Origin of the sequence: Kitasatospora sp. NPDC058492 (assembly GCF_042720685.1) — a bacterium.
GTDB lineage: Bacteria > Actinomycetota > Actinomycetes > Streptomycetales > Streptomycetaceae > Kitasatospora.
Genome location: NZ_JBHXMU010000106.1, coordinates 1 through 19,557 on the forward strand (window position 1 = coordinate 1; position 19,557 = coordinate 19,557).

Here is a 19,557-nt window from a genome sequence, read left to right on the forward strand (position 1 = left end):
CTGACCCACACCCGGCGGGGCGGGGGGGGGCCGGGGGCCCCGGGGGGCCCGGGGCCCCACGGCGTTCCGGCAGCGTCCGGAGGCCGGGCGGGCGAGCGCGGGGCGGCTCCCGCGCAGCGCCGTTTCCCCCGCGCGCATGCCTGTGACCTGCGCGTCAATCGGACATTGATTCACTTTTGATCGACTGTGAGCACCTTGGATGGGGCCGCTCCACCGGCTGGCCCCGCCCGCCCCACGACGTCGTGAAGAGAGTGCCATGCCGATCCATCTACTGCCTCAGCCGTCCCCCTCCGTGCCCGAGCAGGCGGGGTCCGGGGTCGACACCCGGGGCGCGGCCGTGCCCGTGCGGGCCGTCGGCGAGGAGCCGGTGACGGCCCGCTTCGCCGGACTGCGGCTGGTGCACGCCGCGCTGCGCCGGGACCTCGCCCGGCTGCCCAACGCCCTGCGGCTGCTCCAGCCCGGCGAGGACGACGCCGGCGAGGCGCTGCTGCGGCACTGGAGCTTCGTGACCGCGATGCTGACCTGCCACCACGAGCAGCAGGACAGCCGGATCTGGCCGATCGTGCGCCGCTTCGCCCCCGAGCTGCGGCTGCTGCTCAACTGGCTGGAGGCGGACCACCACAACCTCGACCACTCGTTCACCCGGGTCACCACGCTGGTGCGGATCGCCAGCCGGGACACCGGCAGCGCCTGGCCGGTGGCGTACGCGATGGAGGACCTGGCGGCCCGGCTGGAGACGCACCTGCGGATCGAGGAGCGCCAGTTGCTGCCCCGGATGGAGCGGGTGGTCCCGGAGGGCTCCCGGCTCGGCGGCCTGGGCGAGCTGATGGACCTGCTGCGCTCGGCGGACGGCCCGGGGACGGCGGACGCGCTGGCCTGGCTGCTGGAGGGCGTGGAACCGGCGCTGGTGGAGCGGCTGTTGGCCGAGTGCGACGACGACGTGGCCCGCAACTGGCCGCACTGGCAGGCCACCTACCAGCGCTGCATGGCGCCGCTGTGGGGCCCGGCCGGTGCGCTGGGCAGCGACCTGGGCGGTGTCGCCGACTGACCGCCGGTCCTTTTCGCGGCCCGTCGATCTACGCGCGTGGCATACCCCTGAGGCATATGCCGAGCCTCTCCGGAATCCGATACCCGCAGTTCCAACTCCCCTCGTCCCCTAGGGGATTCGACCCATCGCCCTCGGGGTCGCGGCTGTTCGGGCGCTCCGGGGCCGGCCAGGGGGTGCGTACCGCCGACGGCCGATGGCGGGGCGCGTCCGGGCGCCTACCGTCGACGCCATGACCACAGCGAGCACCCCGAACTCCCACCGAACCCCTGCCCGGCGCCGTTTCGGGCCCGCCGTCCACCGCCGGGCGCTCCTCGCCGCCGGCGCCGTCCTGGCCCTCGGCGCCGGACTGACCGCCTGCGACGGCGGTGTCGCGCTCTGCCTCGACGACGACAGCTGCGACGTCGTCGTCCGCACCGACGGCGCCGACGCCTTCAAGACCCTCCAGGTCTTCGGTGGCGACCGCACCGTGAAGATGACGGTCGGCCACATCACCGACAGCACGGTCGAGGTGGCGGTCGGCGACGAACGGAAGACCGTCGGCAAGGGCGCCGAGACCGCCGTCGGCACGGCGAAGGTCACCCTGCGCAAGGCGGACAAGGGCGACCGCTACGCCGAACTGCACGTCACCCACGGCTGACATCGCCGGCCCGCCCGCCCGCCTGCCCGCCCGACGCCTCCCTGGCGCCTCCCCGGCGCCCGCTCAGGCCGTACCGATCGGCCGGGGGTGCGGCTCAGTCGGAGGCGAGCCGGAACTCCAGGTTCCCGAACCGGACCTGGTCGCCCGGCCGGACCCGCACCCCGCCCGCGATCCGGCGCCCGTTCACGTGCGTGCCGTTGGTCGAGCCCAGGTCGTACAGCACCCAGCCGCCGCCCTCGCGCCGCAGTTCGGCGTGCCGTCGGGAGACCGAGGCGTCGTGCAGCCGCAGCCCCGAGCCGGGAAACCGACCGATCGTCAACTGCCCTGCCCCGGTCTCCGGCAGGCTCAGCCCGGGCAGCCGTTCGGTGCGCCAGGCCCGGCGCAGCCGGTCCCCGAACGCGGAGACCCGGCCGACCGTCCGCAGCAGGAAGCGCTCGACCGGGCTCCCGGTCGGCAGCCCGGTCATCGCCTCGTCCAACTCGCCCCGGCTGGTGGCGTGCAGGACGATCTCCATCCGGCCGAGGAAGGTGTCGTGCGACAGCCGTCCGCTGCCCGCTCCGTCCTTGAGCACCCCGAGCGCCTGGTCCCGTTCGGCGTCCGAGGGGCGGACCGCGCCGGAGGGCCGGACGGCGCCGGTGCGGAACTCAGGAGACGTCATGGCCCGATTGTCGGCTCGGCCGGCTCGGACTGTCCAGATCACGCCGGGTGCCGGCGCACGGTGAGTACGTCACTGCACTCCAGACGCCCGGCGCGCCACCGCGGTTCCGGGCGGCCGGGTGCCTGGGTGCCGGGGCGGGCAGAGCGAGGGGCAGGGGGTCAGGGGGTCAGCCCTTCCGGGCGGCCGCCAGGATCTTCTCGGTGGTGTGCAGGAACCGGGAGGTGACCGTACCCCGGTAGGCCTTGCCGAACAGTTCCCCGGTGACCCACTTGCCGTCCCGCAGGTGGACCACCACGTACGCGGCGCCCGGGTCGGCGCCGACCACCTCGTGGTCGCCCTTCGGCGAGAGGCGGGGGACGGCGAGGTCGGCGGGCAGCGGCTCGGAGAGGAAGGCCACGACCAGCCGGACGTCGGGCGTCACCTCGACGCCCTTGAACGGCTCGGCGGCCAGCAGCGCGGCCACCTCGTCGACCGTCCGCAGCAGCGCGGGCACCGGGTAGCCGAGGGACCGCTCCAGGTGCTCCTCGATGCGCCGGGTGAGGGCGGCGCGGTCCGGCTCGTCGGTGGTGAAGAAGACGTTGCCGCTCTGGATGTAGGAGCGCACGCCCCCGAGCCCCAACTCGGCGAAGAGCGCCCGCAGCCGCTCCATCCGCACCGTCCGGCCGCCGACGTTGATCGCCCGCAGGAACGCGATGTACGTGGTCGTGGTGGTCACCCCGCCAGTCTGGCACCGGCCCCTGACACCCGGAGGTCGCCCCTGGCGCCCGGCGGTTGTCGGTGCCCGGTGCCAGACTGGCGCCATGGTCACCTGGCAGGATTTCGAGCAGCAGGCACCCGAGCTGGCCCCCCTCGTGCGGGCCCGGTTCGAAGCCGAGAAGCACCACGTCCTGGCGACGCTGCGCAAGGACGGTTCGCCCCGGGTGAGCGGTACGGAGGTCGGCTTCGTCGGCGCCGACCTGATGCTCGGGTCGATGTACGGCTCGGCCAAGGCGCGCGACCTCCAGCGGGACGCCCGCTTCGCGCTGCACGCCCACCCGGGGGACGAGACGATGGCCGGCGGCGACTCCAAGGTCTCCGGCCGCGCGGTCGAGATCACCGACGAGGCCGAACTGTCCGCCTACGCGGCCGATCTGCCCGAGCCGCCGCCGACCGCCTTCCACGCCTTCCGGCTGGACCTGGAGCAGGTGGTGCACACCGCCGTGGGGGAGGGCCACCTGTGGGTCCTCAACTGGCACCCGGGCCGGCCGGTGCAGCGGATCCAACTGCACTGACCGGCCCCGGACGCCTCGGACGCCTCGGACACGTCGGAGGCTCCGGACGCGGCGCTGCTACGGCAGGACGGACTTGACCGCCTCGGGGGTCCGGGCCACGACGGCGTGGCCGTCGTCCGCGGTGATGATCGGGCGCTGGATCAGGATCGGGTGCTCGGCCATCGCCGCGATCCAGCGATCCCGGTCCGCCGGCTCCCGGGTCCACTTCCGCATCCCCAGGTCCTTGGCGACCTGCTCGTCGATGCGGGTGATGTCCCACGGCTCCAGGCCCAGCCGCTCCAGCACCTGCTCCAGCTCGGCCGCGGTCGGCGGGTCCTCCAGGTAGCGCCGCACGGTGTACTCGGCCCCGACGGCCTCCAGCTCGCCGAGCGCCGACCGACACTTGCCGCAGCGCGGGTTGATCCAGATCTCCATACCGGCAACCCTACCGAGCCGCCCGCCGGCCGGGCGCCAACCCGCCCGGCCCGGCGCCCCCGCCGGACGCGCACCCGGGCCGACGCCGGGCGAGCCCCCGGCCCGGCCCGGTACCTCGGCCGGACGGGAACTCCGCTGCACCCTCCGGTGGTTCACGCACCAGGAACGTGGCCTCTGGGAGGGGAGCACCGGATGGACGGCGCGGCGATCATCGAGGAACTGCTGACCAGCGAGGGCCGGGCCGACCCGTACCCGCTGTACGCGCGGGCACATGCGCTGGGCGCGGCGGTGCCCGCCGGGCCGGACACCTTCCTGGTGGTCGGCCACACCGCGGCCGACAAGGTGCTGCGCACCCCCGCCTTCGCCGTCGCGACCGCCGACATGATGGCGGAGCTGACCCCGGAATTCGCCGAGCACCCGTCGATGGCGCTGTTCGGCCGCTCGATCCTGCAGCGCAACGCGCCCGACCACCCCCGGGTCCGCTCGCTGATCGCCTCGGTCTTCACCGCCCGCCGGGTGGCCGCGCTGCGCCCGGCGGTGGAGGCGGCGGTCGCCGGGCTGCTGGACGAGATGGCCGAGCAGGGCGCCGACGGCTCGCCGGTGGACTTCATGGACGCCTTCGCCTTCCGGCTGCCGGTCGGGGTGATCTGCGAACTGCTCGGCGTCCCCGAGCGGGACCGCTACCGCTTCCGCGACCTCGCCTCCGACCTCACCGTCGCCCTGGAGTTCATCGACGACCGCTCCGAGCTCACCAAGGCTGACCAGGCCGCCGACGAACTGGCCGGCTACTTCACCGAGCTGGCCGCCGAGCGCCTCGCCCGCCCGCAGGACGACCTGGTCACCGACCTGGCCCGGATCGCCGCCGACGACCCGGAGCGGCTGCCCGCCCGAGAGCTGCTGGCCAACCTGGTGCTGCTGCTGGTGGCCGGCTTCGAGACCACCACCAACCTGCTCGGCAACGGCCTGGCCCTGCTGTTCCGCCACCCGGAGGCGGCCGCCGGGCTGCGCAGCGGCGCGATCACCCCGGCAGGCTTCACCGACGAGGTGCTGCGCTTCGACTCCCCGGTCCAGCTCACCTCCCGGGTGGCGCTGGCCGAGGGGCTGGCCGTCGACGGGCTGCCCGTGCCGGTCGGCAACGTGGCGCTTCTGCTGCTCGGCGCGGCCAACCACGACCCGGCCCGGTACGACCGCCCGGAGGTGTTCGACCCGACCCGGCGGGACAGCCAGCCGCTGAGCTTCGGCGGCGGCCCGCACTACTGCCTGGGCGCCCAGCTGGCCCGGCTGGAGGCCGAGGTCGCGGTGCCCGCCCTGCTCGACCGCTTCCCCCGGCTGGCCCAAGGCGGCGTGCCGGTCCGGCGGGACCGCCTGGTCCTGCGCGGCTTCGAGACCCTGCCGGTGATCGTCCGCTGACGACCGTCTCGCCGCTGACCGCCCACCGACCCGCCCGCCCGCCCGTCGGCCGGGGCGGGGCGGGTTCCGTCACCGTCCGTCGACCGGCCCTGACGCCCCGCTTCCGGGCCCGGTCGGCCCCGGAAACCGGGACGTTCGGCCATTCGTGGCCGGGTCCTCCGTAGGAGAGCATGGAGGGACGAACCGGTCATACCGGACCGGTCGGGCAGGAGGACTCCACCGTGCCCGTAGCACCCCGCCCGGAGCATCCGGCGGCCGTGGAACCCCGGGCACCGCGCTGGGTGCCCTGGCTGCCGGTGCTCCTGCTGCTGCTCGACCTGGCCGCCGAGGCGATCGTCCCGGACGCGGTCGCGGCCGGCTTCCTGCTGACCGCGCTGCCCGTGGTGGCGGCGTTCAGCTACGGCCCGGCGCTGACCGCCACCACCACGGTCGGCGCCCTGGCGCTGCAACTGGTGCTGGCCGTGCGGGCGGGCCACATCAACGAGCAGCACCACGTCTGGGTCTACATCGCCACGCTGCTCTCCGGGGTGATGGGCACCGCCCTGTCCTGGCAGCGGACCCGGCAGAACCGCACCCTGCTGCACGCCCGTACCGTCGCCGAGACCCTGCAGCGCACCGTGCTGCGCCCGGTGCCCGAGCGGGCGGGCGGCCTGCGGGTGGCCGGCCTCTACCGCCCGGCCCAGGCCGAGGTCCTGGTCGGCGGGGACCTGTACGAGGTGTGCGACACCCGCTTCGGCGTCCGGGTGCTGCTCGGCGACGTCCGCGGCAAGGGCCTCGGCGCCGTCCGTACGGTGGCCGACGTGCTCGGCGCCTTCCGGGCGACCGCCCACGACACCCCCGACCTGGTCGACCTCGCCGACCAGCTGGACCGTGCCGTCCTGCGCGACGCCGCCGACCGGGGCGACGACGAGCTGTTCGTCACCGCCGTCCTGCTGCAGTACCGGCCGGGCTCCGACTGCGTGGAGATCGTCAACCGGGGCCACACCACCCCGCTGCTGCTCACCGAGCACACCATCACCCCGGTGTCCTGCGCGGACGAGCTCCCGCTCGGCCTCGCCCACCTCGGGCCCCCCGACGAGCGTGGCAAGCCGACCGCCGTCGCCCTGCCCCCGGGCCACACCGTCCTGCTCTACACCGACGGCGTGAGCGAGGCCCGCGACGCCACCGGCGCCTTCTACCCGCTGGCCCCCCGCCTGGCCGCCCTCGGCACCACCTCGCCCGACCGGCTGGTCTCCTTCCTGGCCCAGGACGTCCACGAGTACGCCGGCCTGCTCGCCGACGACCTCGCCGTCCTGGCGCTCACCCCGGAGCGCCCGTAGGCCTTCCCCGGGTGAACTCCCGCAGCCCGAGCCCCCGGTTCCAGCCCTGCCCGCCTGCCTGCCTGCCCGCCTGCCCGCCCGCCCGCCTGCCCGCTTCCGACAACGCGCCAGTGGCGCCGCTGGGGGCGGCGCCACTGGTGTCGGTCGGGTGTTCAGTTGTCCGTCGTCGGTGTCAGCTGTGTCGTCCGGGTCGGCGGTAGACCATCGCGCACAGCGCCACACCGCCCAGGACGGCGAGAGCGCCGAGGGCTGCGATCAACGCGTCGGGCGCCGAGCTGCCGGTGTTGGGCAGCGTCCCGCCGCTCGCCGACGAACTCGCGCTGTGGGTCGGGCCGGCGGTCGGGGTCGTACTGCCGGACGGGGTCGCGGTCGGCGAGGGGGACGCCGACGGCGTCGGCGAGGGCGAGGACGTCGGCGACGGGGACGGGGACGACGTCGGGGACGGCGAGGAGGACGGCGACGGGGAAGGGGAAGGGGACGGTGACCCGGTGGGGGTGGTCGGCAGGATCACGCCCATGTCGAGGTCGAGGTCGCGCTGCCCTCCGCTGAGCGTGACGGTCTGGGTGATGCCGGTGGCCGGGTCGGCGTCCGAGTCCTTGGCCGGATCGGTGCCGACGCCCCGCTTGGTGACGGTGGCGCCGGCGGGCAGGGTGGACAGGTCGAACTGCACCGCGTAACTGCCGTCGGGCAGGTGGTCGAAGAGGTAGTGGCCGTTCTGGTCGGTCACCGTGGTGACCGGCTTGCCGTTCTTGTCGCGGACGGGCTGGCCGTTGCCGTCGAGCAGCTTCACGGTGACGCCGGCGATGCCCGGGTCGCCGGGCTTCTGGATGCCGGAGCCGTCCACGTCCTGCCAGACGAAGTCGCCGAGCGCGTTGTCGGAGGGCTTGATCTGCTTGACGGCGACGCCGACCTTGGCCGGCTCGGCGGGCAGCAGCTGGCGGCCGCCGGCGTCGGTGGCGGTGAAGGCGAAGCTGTTCCAGGCGTACTCCCCGTCGGGGGCGTCCACCGAGGCGACCATGGGCCAGGTCAGGGTGAAGGCCTCGCCGGAGGCCAGGCTGCCGGGGCGGCGGACCCGGAACCAGGTGGCCGTTCCCGGGCCGGGGAAGGTGCTGCTCCAGGTGGCGCCGGCGTTGCAGCCGGTCCGGTTGACCAGGGCGGCGTCGACGCACGGGTTGGGGTCGGTGGTGTACTCGATCCCCACGGTCGGGTCGCTGGTGGTGATCGGCTGGCTCAGCGACGGGGTCCAGGCGCTGCCGCGCGGAGCGTCCTGGGTGAGGACGTAGTTGTCGCCCGGGGTGGGGAGCCTGTCGTAGGCGATGAAGTCGGTGACCGGGTCGGGGGAGTCGTTGCGGACGGTCATCCGGTAGGAGATCCGGCCGCCGGGGGTGGCGCTGCCGATGCTGACGTAGTCGGCGTCCAGGTCGCCCATGACCTCCTTGTACGAGCGCAGCACGCTCGGCACGTCCACCTGGATCCGGGAGGAGTCGTGGCACATGAGCTCGGAGGTGTCGCCGTTGCCGTTGAGGTCCAGCAGGTCCGGGACGCCGCTGTCGGAGCCGGAGAACATGCAGGCGACCGGCGCGGTCGGCCGGTCGACGGTCACGTAGATGTCGTTGGTCAGCTCGCCGGAGCGGATGCTGCTGGCGACCTGGACGTCGAAGAGCATCCGGTAGGCCAGCGCGTCGTGCAGGTACATCATGTCGGGCGCGCCGGGCGGCCATTCCATCCGGACGATCTGGCGGCCGTCCGGGCCGGGGGTGACGGTGATCGACTGGGGGGCCTTGGCGTCCGGGTAGCCCGGGTCGGGCCGGGCCGAGCCCTCGACGTAGACGACACCGGCCGGGAGCACGTCGTACAGCACGAGCGGGCGGGTCAGGTCGCGACCGCTGCGGTTGTACGGGATCACCTGGAAGGTCGCCATGCCGCCGGGCGCGGAGAGCTCGCCGGCGACGGTGGTCTTGGCCGCGCCGAGGTTGGTGGCGGCGGTGACGGTGGTCGAGGCGCAGGCGTTGGCGGCGGAGGTGCTGGTGCCGTCGCCGGCGGTGGTGTCCAGACAGTTGGTCAGCGGGCTGGGGGCCGGGCGCCCGTCGTGGCCGGGGGTGACGACCTGGGCGATCACCTGCACCGAGTTGCCCGGGCTCCAACCGGTCGGGATGGGGCCGTCCCAGGTGAACCTGAGGCCGTCGAGCCGGCGGCCGGCCGGGATGCCCAGCTCGTCGCGGGCCGGGTCGCCGGCGCCCTGGACGAAGGTGATCCGGCGGGTGCTGGAGCCGTCCAGCGGGCTGGACGGGCTGAAGGTCAGCCAGGTCGGGTCGCCGTCGAGGCGGTACTGCAGGGTGAGCCCGATGCTGGTCGGGTTCCACGGCTCCAGCTGGAGGGACTGCGGGAAGAGCCAGTTGTACAGGCCGTCGGTGGTGCCGGCGCCGGGGTCGGTCATGGTCAGGCTGGTGGCCGGGCCGGAGGTGTTGGTGGCCGACAGGCTGAAGGAGTTGATGTCACCGGAGGTGACGCCGTCGCGCCACACCTTGCTGGCGGTCACCGTCACACCGGTGGCCGGGGGCCGGAACTGGCCGGTGGTGGTGCCGGCGGTGTCGAGCTTGCGTTCGGCGTCCGGCCCGATCGGGTCGCCGTACAGGTCCACGGTGTTGTCGGAGGTCGTCCCGTCCGGGAAGTCGGCCTCCGGGTAGTTGACGACCAGCACGCCCGGCAGCCGGCAGCCGCCGCGGCCGTTGCCGGAGCGGAACTCCCCGATGTCGTAGCCCCAGGTGTTGGGGCCGGGCGCGACCTGGCTCCAGCCGGGCGAGCGGCCGGTGTCCACCACGGCGCCGGGCGGCAGGGTGTCCAGCAGCCGGCTGGTGTCCAGGTCGACGTTGGGCACCAGGTCGGTGGCGCAGGCGCTGAACTGGTAGGTGACGGTGCGCCCGTCGCCGCTGGAGGTCTGGATGCCCTTGGTCACCGTGTACTGCGGCTGCACCTGGGCCTTGGTGTCGGCGGAGGCGGTCTGGCTGGGCTCACCGGTGGCCGTCATGGTGGCCGAGTTGGTGGAGGCCGCCCCGTCGGGGGTGGTGAAGTTCGGGTACTTCATCGTCACCGTGATGGTGGCGGTGGTGCCCGGACTGAGGTCCTTGAGCCTGATGTCCATGGCGCCGCCCATCGCCCCCGCGGCGGGCACGGTGGAGGCGGCCTGGTCCACCGACGAGGGGTCGGGCGTCCAGCCGACGAACTGCATGTTCGACGGCAGGGTGTCGGCGATCCGCCCGTTGGTGCACTCGGTGATGGAGCAGGTGTACCGGAGGGTGTAGGTGACGTTCTCCCCCGGGGAGGCGGTCGCCTTGTCGACGGTTTTGGTGAAAGAGATCGCGGCCTGGGCCGGCGGCGCCAGCACGCTGCTGCCGAGCAGCGAACCGGCCAGCAGAGCCAGCACCGAGGCGATCCGCCCGGTCCGGAAGTGAATGCGCATCTGGGAAGTTCATCCGACCGCCCGACCGTCCTTCCCCCGACGCAACGCACACCCCCCCACTTCCACCCGATCGGCCGCACCCGCCCGAGGGCCGCCACGGAATACGTTTCCCAGACGGTGCACTGGAGGTGGCACGCACCCTGATGCGCATCGTCGGCCCGTTCGCTGGCTGGGCCGCTACTGGCAGCCTGCCGGTACTCGGTCCGGTCTTGGCGAGAGGCGCTCATTGCGCGGCGCCCCTCGCGTGGAGAGCGCCGTTCTCGATGTCGTCTGCGTGGACGATGGTGTCCGGGATGTCCGTGAAGTGCATGAGGGCCCTGACAGAGACCTTGTAGCTGCGGCCCGCCCTCGCCACCGGGAGGGGGAACTGTCCCGCCCGGATCAGCCGGTACGCGGTGGACTCCGGGAGCCCGATCACGCCAGCTGCCTCCCGGAGCCCGATGAACGACGGGTAGAGGTCCGAGGCGTAGTAGTAGAGGTTGCTGTTGGAGAACCGCGATCGGGACAGACCCGAGGCCTTGACCGCCTGGCTGATCGACCCCGATCGGCGGCCGGCGCGCATGTCCTCGTGGAAGTCCTGCACGGCGTCGAAGCAGCCCAGTCCATGGAGAAGCGCTCCGAGCCGCTCGCCCCTGATCTGCTCCGCGACCTCCGCACTACGGATACGGCCGACGTCGATGATCGAGGACGCCTGCATGGAGTGGTCGACGACGGGAACCTCCGGTGGGGCGAAGACGTCGAGCTGGTCCGTCGTGAGCTCCGGTGAGCCGGTCTTCCCCCGCTGGAAGGCGACCTCGAAGGCCGCCTTCACGATGCGATCCCTCACAAGGCGTGGCGGAACGCCCGCAGCAGTGGCGGCCCAGACCTCCAGTGCGGTCACCACCATCGCCGAGCGGATCTCCTCGAGCTCGACCCGGAAGTCCCGGGCGATCCGGGTGGAGAGTGAACGGAAGCAGGGGACGATGCAGTCGAGGACGACCAGCCGCCAGGTGTCGTCACCGTCCAGGTCGCACAGCCTGCCCATGGCGATCAAGGACTCCCAGAGCCGGGAACTCGGAGCGGAGCGGACCCCTGCCAGGATTGCCTCGGTGCGAAACTTCGGATACGTGGGGTGCCGCTTGATGTCGCAGTCCTTGACGTTCCCTACGTGCACGCAGACCGGTTCGTCCCCGAAGATCTTCCGGGCGCTCGACTCGATCTGATGGAAGATGCCTGACATGCTGCGCGCCTCAATCCGTGGTTGTCGCCCATCGCCGGATTTCGACATCCGGTCCTCGGGTGTCCGATCTGATTCATGAGAAGAGTGGAGAGAACTGCAGAGGGCCGGCCCCTCGCCGGACGCGCCGCAGTGAACGGCGGTCGCTGTCCTCGAGGGTTCGTGGTCGAGTCCGTGCTCAGGTCGCCAGCCGCTTGGCCCGCTGGTCCCATGTCTCCAGCACGGTCATCGCATCACTGAGCCGTTCCACCGCAGTTGCGATGTCCCGGGCCGGACCCCGGAGTTCGCGATGCACGGCGACCATCACGTCCGTGATGGTCCGGAACAGGGCGAGCGTCTCTGCGCCCTGGCGGGCGGCAGCGGAGACGTCGACGAGTCGGCTCAGGAACCCCCGGTCATCGGTGCTCCAACAGGCCGGCGGGACCCTTTCGAAGAGGTCGAGCGCGGCCTGTACGGTGGCGTCGATGTCGGCCATGCGCTCGGTGAACCGCTGCGCGGACTCCCTCAACTTGGCGGCCGGGCCGGCGAGTGCGGCCGACAGCCTTTTGGTAAAGGCGAGTTGGATGCTCATCGGGCTTCCATCCCGGGCCGCACGCCGCATGTCGGGGCCGAACTGCTCGGCTGCTGCGGCGATGTCGGTGACCAGCGTGATGATCGCCGCAATGTGGTCGGACGTCGCCTCCAAGTCCGGTGCCAGCTCGGTGAACCGTTCCAGCAGGCCGGGAGGATGGTCCCCTGAGGGGGGCGTGGTCCCGGCCTGGCCGCCGGCCGGCGGCCCCTCGGCGCCAGGCCTGGCCACGCTACGGAGGGCGCGGTCGGGGATGAGCGGGTCGAAGCCCTCGCGCAGCACCAGAGAGAGCACCTCGGTCAGCTCGTTCCTGGCATCGGCCATCCCGGTGGGTGAGCGCCTGAAGGCGATGGTGTGGAACGGCGCGATATCGAACGGCAGTTGACCAGTCTCCCCGATGTGGATGACCGGTTTTCCCGTGGCGTGTCGCAGGCCGATCCCGTACATGACATCCGGATTGCCGCCGCTCACGTCGGCGATCACCAGATCGGCTGCCAGTAGCTGCCGGCAGACCTGCTCGGTGATCTCGCCGGTTCGGGAGATCTGGTCGGACCGCACTGGTCCGATGCCGAGCCGGGCACAGGCCGGCTCGACGATCGTCTCGAAGACCGGCAGGGCGGTCGCGCGAGCCTGTTGGGTGGGCGAGCCGATCTCGGTGCGCGGCTCCCCGGTCGGGCCGATTACGAAACAGCTCTGCGACTGGTCTGCTGCGCGAATCCCGGGATCGGTGAACGGTCCGGGCCCGGTCGGCTGGGCGAGTGTAAGGGCGGACGAGGTACCAGTGGTCATGCGAAGTCCTCCGACGAGTTTGGGTGTGAGGCACTGTCATGGCTGTTCGGGGAGATGCACGGTCCCCGGGCCGGCGTCACCACAGGTGACGCCGGGGCGCGGGGGACTGCCTTCACGGGTCGGTGTGCCCTGGGGGGTCGGGTGGCGCGGCGCCTGGACCGATCGGGCCGACCAGCCGCCGCCACTGCGCACGCAGCTCGTGGAACAACTCCTGGAGGCCGATGGCGAGGCCGTGCGCAGCGTGGGAGGTGCGACGTTCGCAGGAGTGCGGCGGATCGCACTGGCAGGGGAGCTGGAAGGTGATGGTGACGTTGCCCGTCAGGCCGTTCACGGTCATGCCCTGCTGGACGGATTGCACCAGCTGCTGGTAGTGGCCGGTCGGGACGGAGTCCGGTGGGTGGTCGGCTGTCGTGGACGCCGGGCCCGGGGGCGGGATTGCAGGAGGCGCCGTCACTGGCGCCGTCCCTCACGGTCCGGCGTCGTGGTGAACGAGAGGGTCACGTCCCCGGTGGAACCGTGTGCCAACGCCAGTCCCTGGCCCACGTCCTGAACTGTGCTCGTCTGCACCCGGGCCCCGGGAGCCCGGGCGGGGTCGTCGCCTGCCGGGAGCGGGCTCGGCACCGCCGCCTCGGGCGATGCACAGGGCGGGGCCGGCGGGACAGTGAGCAGGCCGCCGGACGGGGCGGGTACGTGGATCCAGGCTGGTGCGCGAAACGTCTTGCCCGGCACGGTAGCGATGATCTTGACGAACCGGTCCGGGTGCAGCGCGCAGTACCTGGCGACCACGACGTCCTGGTACACGCGGTCCGAGACGATCGCCCCCAGGTGGGTCGCGTCCGGACTCGCCTCTGCCATGACCCACTTGAGCATGCTGGCATCCACCAACCGGTGGGCCTCGTTGCGGGCCGCGCCGTAACCGTCACTCGGCCCGCCCTCGGCGGGCAGCGGGCCGCACGCGATGGCGGCGCGCAGCCGCAACTGCCGACTCCCGGGCGTGACGTTGTGGCGGGCGAGGCCCGCCTGAAGCTCAGGGAGGAACTGGTCCAGCAGCCCAGGAAGGTGCTTCGGTGAGCACCCGAAGACGAACCCGTCGCCGCTGTCGCGGAGGAACAGCTTGTTCTCCCGGACCGACTCAAGACCGGAACGGGAGAGTGCCTCGTCGGTCAGTTCGCCGATCACCGTGGCGAATTCGGCCTGGATCGAACCCGGCTGCTGGGTGAACGCCTCCTGGTCCAGAACGACGACGCCGCGGTGGTCGGGCAGCGGCATGCCCGGGAACGTGCGGTCGCCGTGGGCAGGGTTGGTCATCGAGCCTCCTGGGCGCGTGTTGTCCCGGCCGGCAGCGGATTGCCGGTCCGGCCGTCCGTTCTCGTCCGTCACAAGTGTGGGGCGGAGAAGGGCCGCGGCTTGGTGCCGTTGGCAGTACGGTGCGGGATCGAGGAGTGCTACGCGCGCGGTGAGAAGAGGTGAAGCTCGCCCGGAAATAGCTCGGAAGAGTAGCACCGGAGAGTGGAATCAGTCCGAGAATTCATCAACACCCGTCGAATCAGTGGGGCATGGGTAGGAGTGCCATATCTTTGCTGGCATGTACGACAGTGGGAATGGATGTCGCGCCCTCCTGGAGGGCACAACTTTTCGGGGCCTGACGGGTGGTTGGTGGAAGGAAATGACCGACGGATGGCGGTCCAAGGTGCTCGAAGCGGGCGATCCGTTGATCCATCAGGGTTCCGTTTCGAACGAGGTCTTCGTGGTGCAGCGCGGCGCCCTCAGGATTGAGCGGTGGGAGGACGATCGCGACCAGCCGGCGGTGCTGGCTTTCCGGGCCAGCGATGACCTGGTCGGGGAGACGCCCATGATCGAGCCGGAAGCACCGCGGACAGCCCAGGTCGTTGCGCACACACGGGTGGTGGTGCTGGTCGGGCAAGCTGAGCGCCTCAACCGTTTCCTGGTACTCAAGAAGGCTGAGCGCCTGTTGACCACATACCTTGCGCACCGAGCGCACGAGATGTCAGTGGTCCAGGGGCGCGGGGACGCGGAAGTCCGGCTGGCCACCCTGGTGCGGCCGCTCGTCCGCGACCAACTCCGTAAGACCGGAAGCCGGACCGGTCAGGTGGTACTAAAGGTCAGCCGGGATCATCTGGCTCAGGGGCTCCAGCTGGGGCACCGTAGGGCCCGGGGACTGCTGGACGACCTCTGGATCGGACGCTTCCACAGCAAGGGGATGCTGACGATCGACCTGGCGCGGTGGGCGGAGCGCGTGTCCGGACTGCGCGGCTGACTCGCAAGCTTTGACCTGACGGGCTGCCGATCAGCCTGAGGCGACGAAGGCGGCGCAGACCGAGTGGTTCGCGGCCCTTGTGTCTATGTGCAGTCCCGCCTGTATCTTGCACCTCCCATCAGCCTCCGTACTCGCGCAGCAGCTCGATCATGTTGCGGAGCATCGGTATCGCTGCGTCGCCGGCCTTGTCCTTGTCATTGAAGTGCATCAGCTCGTTGCGGATCTCGCGAAGATCATTGAGCCGGTCCGTGAAGGTCGCTGTACCCACTCCGGTATGCCTGCCCCGTAGCCTCGGAGGTGGGCCGCATGTCGGTGCTCTGCCCTAACCTTGACCGAATACATCAAGAGGGGGCGAGATGCCAAAGGTTCCTGAGAGCCGGCGTGTTGGACGCATGGCGGTGAACGAGGTGCGTTTGCTGCTGGAGCGGAACGGCCACATCGTGCAGGAGATCGATGGCGTGAACGATCATGGAGAGGACTTGCACGTCACCTTTGTTCAGGACGGGCAGCGGACAGCGGACTCACTGGCTGTTCAGGTCAAGGGCGGGGTCACGACGCGCACTCGGAGGGGACACCGCGTCCGGGTCGGAGACCATGGAGATAACTGGCGTGACGGCAGTCTCCCGGTGCTCTGCGTAGTCCATGATCCTGAGCGGGGCGGCCTTTTCTGGGCCAACGCGACCCGTCAGCTTCGCCGAGCCAAAGCTCTGCGGAAGACGTTGAAGTCTGTTGTTGTCCAGCGGGAGTCCGTGTTGGACGATTCCACCTCGAATTCCTTTGTGCAGAGCATGCGAAACTACCTGGCTTGGGAACGGGAGGGGGTCGGCAGGTGGGCGGACATGGCGGACGTTGAGTTCGCGCCGAGCGACATCGTCAAACCGTTCATGAACGACTGCGGCGAGCCCATGGTTTTCTGGCAGAAGCGTGGCGAGCCGTTCGCTGTGTTGCTCCATCACGACCTCGACTGGAATCCAGTGCGTATCCAGGAGCACATGCTTCGTCTCAGCCTGATCCCGTCAATCGGTAGCATCATCCTTGACAGTGCGGAAGCGCATTGGCTCATGGGGTGCTTCAAGTCCACCGAATGGTGGCGCCGGCCAATTGAACGGAGCGGCGTCGACTGACTCCCGAATGGATACTTTCCCCCGCCGACACCATTCGGGCCGTATCGCCGTGGTCCTCGACGCAGAGGTTGCTTCCTGTCCGGACTTGCTTGCCAATCGCCGTAGTGGCGCATGGCGAGTTATACAACAATCGCACACAGGGGGTGACCGGCGTGGGATAGTGGCCGGAAGTGGCATTGTTGTGTCCGGGTGGGCCAGGTGGGGGAACGTTGGCACAGTGGATGGAGCAGCTGGTTTGAGCTTCCCCCGTTGAACGGGAGGTGGTGATTACCTGGTCAGGATGGGTTCAGGCTGTTCGATGGCCACTGGTTCGGCCGTCGCCTGGTCGGCGTAGTGCTTCGCCTCGTACTCGTCCGGGCTGAGCCAGCCGAGGCGCTTTTGGATGCGGCGGGTGTTGTAGAAGCCGTCGATGTAGGCGAACAGCGCGAGGTCGGCGTCGGTGCGGGTCGCGAAGGTCGTGCGGCGCACGCACTCGGTCTTCAACACGCTCCAGAAGTTCTCCGCGAGGGCGTTGTCGAACGAGTCGCCGACCGTGCCCATGCTCGGCTCGATTCCGGCCTTCAGCAGGCGGGTTGTGAGCTTGATGGACGTGTATTGGCACCCGTGGTCGCTGTGATGGATCAGCTTGCCCGGCTCCACCGGGCGCCCGTGGAGTGCGTACTCCAGCGCGGTGAGGACGAGGTCGGCGTCCGCCCGCTCCGAGGTGTGCCAGCCGACAATCCGGCGGGAGAAGGCGTCGCGGATCGTGGCCAGCCACCACGGGCCCTCGCCGGTGGGGACCAGCGAGATGTCGGCGACCCACAGCCGGTTCGGGGCGCCAGCGGTGAAGTCGCGCTGGACCAGGTCGGGAGCGAGGTCCGCGGCAGGGTCGCGTCGGGTGTAAGAGCGGGGCCGGCGCGGGCTCACGCCTTGCAGGCCGGCCTGGCGCATCAGGCGTTCGACCCTCTTGCGGCCCACGCGGGTGCCCTCGCGCCGCAGGACGGCGTGGACGCGCGGGGAGCCGTAGGTTTCGTCGGAGTCCGTGTGGATGCGGCGGATGTCCTCGGTGAGCCTGGCGTCGTGGCGTCTGCGCGCGCACGGCGCGTCGACGTCGCGGCGCCAGCGGTAGTAGGTGGAGGCGGGGATGTGCAGTTCCCGGAGGACGGGCTCGGCCCCGAAGCGGTCCTGGTGCTCGTCGATGAGCTTCAGTACCGTCGCCGGGTCGGGTCGAGCTCCTGGGCGAAAAAAGCCGAGGCGGCCTTGAGGATCTCGCAGGACCGGCGGAGCTCGGCGTTCTCCTTGCGCAGAGTGGCCAGTTCCTCCTTCTCGGCGGTGGTGAGCCGGTCGTCGCGCTCGCCCCGGTCCGCCTCGTCCTGGCGGATCCAGTTGCGCAGGGCCTCGTGGTGAACCCCGAGGTCGCGGGCCATCTGACGGATCACAGGCTTCGGATCGGCAGCCCGGTACGCGGCAACGGCTCGCTGCCGCAACTCGGGCGGGTACTTCATCGGTGCAGCCATGGCAGAGGCTCCCTTCTCACGGCCAATCAGGCCATGTCCGGCAACCTTCCGCACCTCGGGGGAACCTCAGTTCAGGCGGTGGACGAGGTGCTGGCCGGAGAAGGCCGCGCCGGTGGTCGTACCGAGTCTGCGAGGCACACGCGGGTCGGGGACGTGCACTACCTGGAGGACGGGTGGTACGGGCTGCCCGCCTATGTGAGCCGAATCGACCCCGACGACCTCCAGGACATGCGGCTGACCACCGGGGCCGGGCCCGACGATCGGCGGGGTCGGTCGTTCACCGTCCTCGGCTGGCGGGTCGAGTCGGAGCGGGTTCGCCTCCAGGTGGCGGCTCACGCGCCCCGGAGCGGATTGTCGTTGTGGGCGGTGCGGCGCCCGCCCGATTTCCTGCTTCGCTCACTGCGCGACGCACTGGCGGCCTTGCCGGACACCGGACTCGCGGAGCGGCTGGTCGGCGGCCGGATCGACGAGGTCGCGCCTGTGGAGAGTTCGGCTTGTGGTGGCGTCCTGCAGGGCGGACAGGCGCAGGCGTATCTGGCCTGCACCTCGCCGGGACTGCGGCTGGTCTGGGGGCCGCCCGGTACCGGGAAGACGACCGTGCTGACCCGGGCGTTGAGCGACCTGGCCCTGAGGGGCAAGCGGGTCCTGCTGGTCTCTGGCACCAATGTCGCGGTGGACAACGCGCTGGAGGGCGTACTCAAAGAGCGCTCTTCGTTGCCGCCTGGTCTGATGGTCCGGGTCGGCTCTCCCGCGCTTCGCCAAGTGGCCGAGGACCCGCGGGTTTCGCTGCCTCTGTTGGTACGGGCGAAGGTGGCGGAGGCCGAGCAGGCGGTGCAAGGGATCGCTGAGCAACTCGCCACCCTGGCGAGCGAACCGGCGCTGACCGAACTGCGTGAGAGCGAGACCCGACTCGTCGGCTTCGATCCCGACACGTACGAGCAGGCCAAGAGTCGCCTTGCCCACGGCGTCCTGGTGGAGCGCCTCGCGACCGAACTGAAGGCAACCGAGGCCGGCGAGGCGCACGCCCGGGCCCGGAGCGGGCATGCATCCGGAGAGCATCAAGAGGCTCGGGGGCGTTGGGAGAGCTGGGCACCTCAGCGGGCCTTGCTGGAACAAGTGGCGTGGTGGTCGGCCGAGATCGAGAAGGGAGAGGAGAGCCAGCAGCAGCTGCGGGCGGCACTGTTCGACGCCGAGGCCGCGCTGGCCGCTCTGGACACGGAGGAACGCGAACTCGACGGGCGGGGCCGTCTTCGGACCAGGCGGCGGCGTGGCGAGATCCAGCGCGAACGAGCTGAGCAGATCCAACGCCGGGTTACCCTCCAGCAGCAGGCTGCCGATGCGGCCCAGACTTACTCTGCCCACCATGAGGTACTGCGTCGGCGTAGCGCTCAGGCGCAGGCTGAGGCCCATCCCGTCGATGAGACCGCGCTGCGCCTGCAACGGTCCTTGATCGATTCGACCGCCGTGGCCCAGACCAAGGTGGACCGAGACCTCGCGCTCGCTCAGCAGACGGCGCAGGCCGCCGGACACCGGCTGCGGACGGCCCAGCCCGGGGACGCCGATCTGGTGGCGACTTCCGATCGCGCCGGACTCCCCCGGCTGGCTGCCCGGCTTGGCGAACTGCGGGCCTCCTGCGCCGGAATGCTGTCCAGGCAAGGCGAGTTGGAGCGCGAGCACGAGCAGCTGGTACGGGAATTGGCGCGAAGGCGCTCCCAGGCTGAGCCCGAACTGATCCGCGGGGCGGGGGGGGGGGGGCCCCCCCCCCCCCCCCGGGGGGGGGGGGGGGCCCGGGGGGGGGGGGGGGGGGAAGGCGGGGATGGAGTGGCTGGGGGCGGGGCGGCGCGGTCGGTAAGTATAGTTGTGGTGGGG

General features: G+C 71.2%; 19 protein-coding genes. 8 read left to right on the forward strand and 11 right to left on the reverse strand.

Annotated features, from left to right (window positions below):
- The first annotated feature begins 256 nt into the window (after window positions 1-256).
- Together ACFWPI_RS38080 and ACFWPI_RS38085 are read left to right on the forward strand one after the other, a co-directional pair.
- A complete protein-coding gene (locus ACFWPI_RS38080) occupies window positions 257-1,048 on the forward strand; it encodes a hemerythrin domain-containing protein (protein ID WP_159398408.1) in 792 nt (263 codons plus the stop codon).
- A gap of 229 nt (window positions 1,049-1,277) precedes the next feature.
- A complete protein-coding gene (locus ACFWPI_RS38085) occupies window positions 1,278-1,685 on the forward strand; it encodes a hypothetical protein (protein ID WP_063347334.1) in 408 nt (135 codons plus the stop codon).
- 94 nt (window positions 1,686-1,779) lie between these two features.
- Here ACFWPI_RS38085 and ACFWPI_RS38090 read toward each other — a convergent pair whose 3' ends face one another.
- Window positions 1,780-2,343 (reverse strand): DUF1707 and FHA domain-containing protein, encoded by a 564-nt coding sequence (locus ACFWPI_RS38090; RefSeq protein ID WP_063347333.1) that lies wholly within the window; start codon window positions 2,341-2,343, stop codon window positions 1,780-1,782.
- A 166-nt stretch (window positions 2,344-2,509) separates the two neighbouring features.
- A complete protein-coding gene (locus ACFWPI_RS38095; protein ID WP_380374631.1) occupies window positions 2,510-3,058 on the reverse strand; it encodes a DUF1697 domain-containing protein in 549 nt (182 codons plus the stop codon).
- A gap of 85 nt (window positions 3,059-3,143) precedes the next feature.
- On the opposite strand from ACFWPI_RS38095, the gene ACFWPI_RS38100 reads away from it, so the two are divergent.
- The gene (locus ACFWPI_RS38100) at window positions 3,144-3,614 is read left to right on the forward strand and encodes a pyridoxamine 5'-phosphate oxidase family protein (protein WP_380374633.1); all 471 of its coding nucleotides are present in this window, start codon (window positions 3,144-3,146) and stop codon (window positions 3,612-3,614) included.
- A 57-nt stretch (window positions 3,615-3,671) separates the two neighbouring features.
- Here the strand turns inward: ACFWPI_RS38100 and ACFWPI_RS38105 are convergent, their stop codons facing one another.
- Entirely contained in the window at window positions 3,672-4,028 is a 357-nt protein-coding gene (locus ACFWPI_RS38105) for an arsenate reductase family protein (RefSeq protein WP_380374634.1), read from the reverse strand.
- Between the two features lie 192 nt (window positions 4,029-4,220).
- Here ACFWPI_RS38105 and ACFWPI_RS38110 point away from each other — a divergent pair, with 192 nt between their 5' ends.
- Window positions 4,221-5,438 (forward strand): cytochrome P450, encoded by a 1,218-nt coding sequence (locus ACFWPI_RS38110; protein ID WP_063347330.1) that lies wholly within the window; start codon window positions 4,221-4,223, stop codon window positions 5,436-5,438.
- Between the two features lie 221 nt (window positions 5,439-5,659).
- A complete protein-coding gene (locus ACFWPI_RS38115) occupies window positions 5,660-6,757 on the forward strand; it encodes a PP2C family protein-serine/threonine phosphatase (RefSeq protein WP_380374636.1) in 1,098 nt (365 codons plus the stop codon).
- Window positions 6,758-6,929: 172 nt separating this feature from the next.
- Here ACFWPI_RS38115 and ACFWPI_RS38120 read toward each other — a convergent pair whose 3' ends face one another.
- From ACFWPI_RS38120 to ACFWPI_RS38140, 5 genes are all read right to left on the reverse strand, one after another.
- Window positions 6,930-10,217 carry an SdrD B-like domain-containing protein gene (locus ACFWPI_RS38120; protein WP_380374637.1) on the reverse strand — a complete coding sequence of 1,096 codons (3,288 nt, stop codon included), beginning with the start codon at window positions 10,215-10,217 and terminating at the stop codon, window positions 6,930-6,932.
- 223 nt (window positions 10,218-10,440) lie between these two features.
- A complete protein-coding gene (locus ACFWPI_RS38125; protein ID WP_380374639.1) occupies window positions 10,441-11,436 on the reverse strand; it encodes a helix-turn-helix transcriptional regulator in 996 nt (331 codons plus the stop codon).
- A 175-nt stretch (window positions 11,437-11,611) separates the two neighbouring features.
- Complete coding sequence (locus ACFWPI_RS38130) at window positions 11,612-12,790, reverse strand: hypothetical protein (RefSeq protein WP_380374641.1); 1,179 nt, start codon at window positions 12,788-12,790, stop codon at window positions 11,612-11,614.
- 112 nt (window positions 12,791-12,902) lie between these two features.
- On the reverse strand, window positions 12,903-13,148 hold the full coding sequence (locus ACFWPI_RS38135) for a hypothetical protein (RefSeq protein ID WP_380374642.1): 246 nt from the start codon (window positions 13,146-13,148) through the stop codon (window positions 12,903-12,905).
- 92 nt (window positions 13,149-13,240) lie between these two features.
- Window positions 13,241-14,098: a hypothetical protein gene (locus ACFWPI_RS38140; RefSeq protein ID WP_380374643.1), complete on the reverse strand. Its 858-nt coding sequence runs from the start codon at window positions 14,096-14,098 to the stop codon at window positions 13,241-13,243.
- 358 nt (window positions 14,099-14,456) lie between these two features.
- Between ACFWPI_RS38140 and ACFWPI_RS38145 the strand changes: the two genes are divergently transcribed.
- Complete coding sequence (locus tag ACFWPI_RS38145; protein ID WP_380374644.1) at window positions 14,457-15,068, forward strand: Crp/Fnr family transcriptional regulator; 612 nt, start codon at window positions 14,457-14,459, stop codon at window positions 15,066-15,068.
- A 118-nt stretch (window positions 15,069-15,186) separates the two neighbouring features.
- On the opposite strand, the gene ACFWPI_RS38150 is transcribed toward ACFWPI_RS38145, so the two are convergent.
- Complete coding sequence (locus ACFWPI_RS38150) at window positions 15,187-15,336, reverse strand: hypothetical protein (protein ID WP_380374645.1); 150 nt, start codon at window positions 15,334-15,336, stop codon at window positions 15,187-15,189.
- 124 nt (window positions 15,337-15,460) lie between these two features.
- On the opposite strand from ACFWPI_RS38150, the gene ACFWPI_RS38155 reads away from it, so the two are divergent.
- Window positions 15,461-16,192, forward strand: coding sequence for a DUF4365 domain-containing protein (locus ACFWPI_RS38155; RefSeq protein ID WP_380374646.1), 732 nt, complete (start codon window positions 15,461-15,463; stop codon window positions 16,190-16,192).
- Between the two features lie 267 nt (window positions 16,193-16,459).
- On the opposite strand, the gene ACFWPI_RS38160 is transcribed toward ACFWPI_RS38155, so the two are convergent.
- Both ACFWPI_RS38160 and ACFWPI_RS38165 read right to left on the reverse strand, forming a co-directional pair.
- A complete protein-coding gene (locus ACFWPI_RS38160; protein ID WP_380374683.1) occupies window positions 16,460-17,446 on the reverse strand; it encodes an IS3 family transposase in 987 nt (328 codons plus the stop codon).
- Entirely contained in the window at window positions 17,377-17,688 is a 312-nt protein-coding gene (locus tag ACFWPI_RS38165) for a transposase (protein ID WP_380374648.1), read from the reverse strand. The genes ACFWPI_RS38160 and ACFWPI_RS38165 overlap by 70 nt, the downstream gene beginning before the upstream one ends.
- A 78-nt stretch (window positions 17,689-17,766) precedes the next feature.
- Here ACFWPI_RS38165 and ACFWPI_RS38170 point away from each other — a divergent pair.
- Window positions 17,767-19,557, forward strand: a 1,791-nt coding sequence (locus tag ACFWPI_RS38170) for an AAA domain-containing protein (RefSeq protein ID WP_380425344.1), incomplete at its 3' end; no start/stop codon positions are given.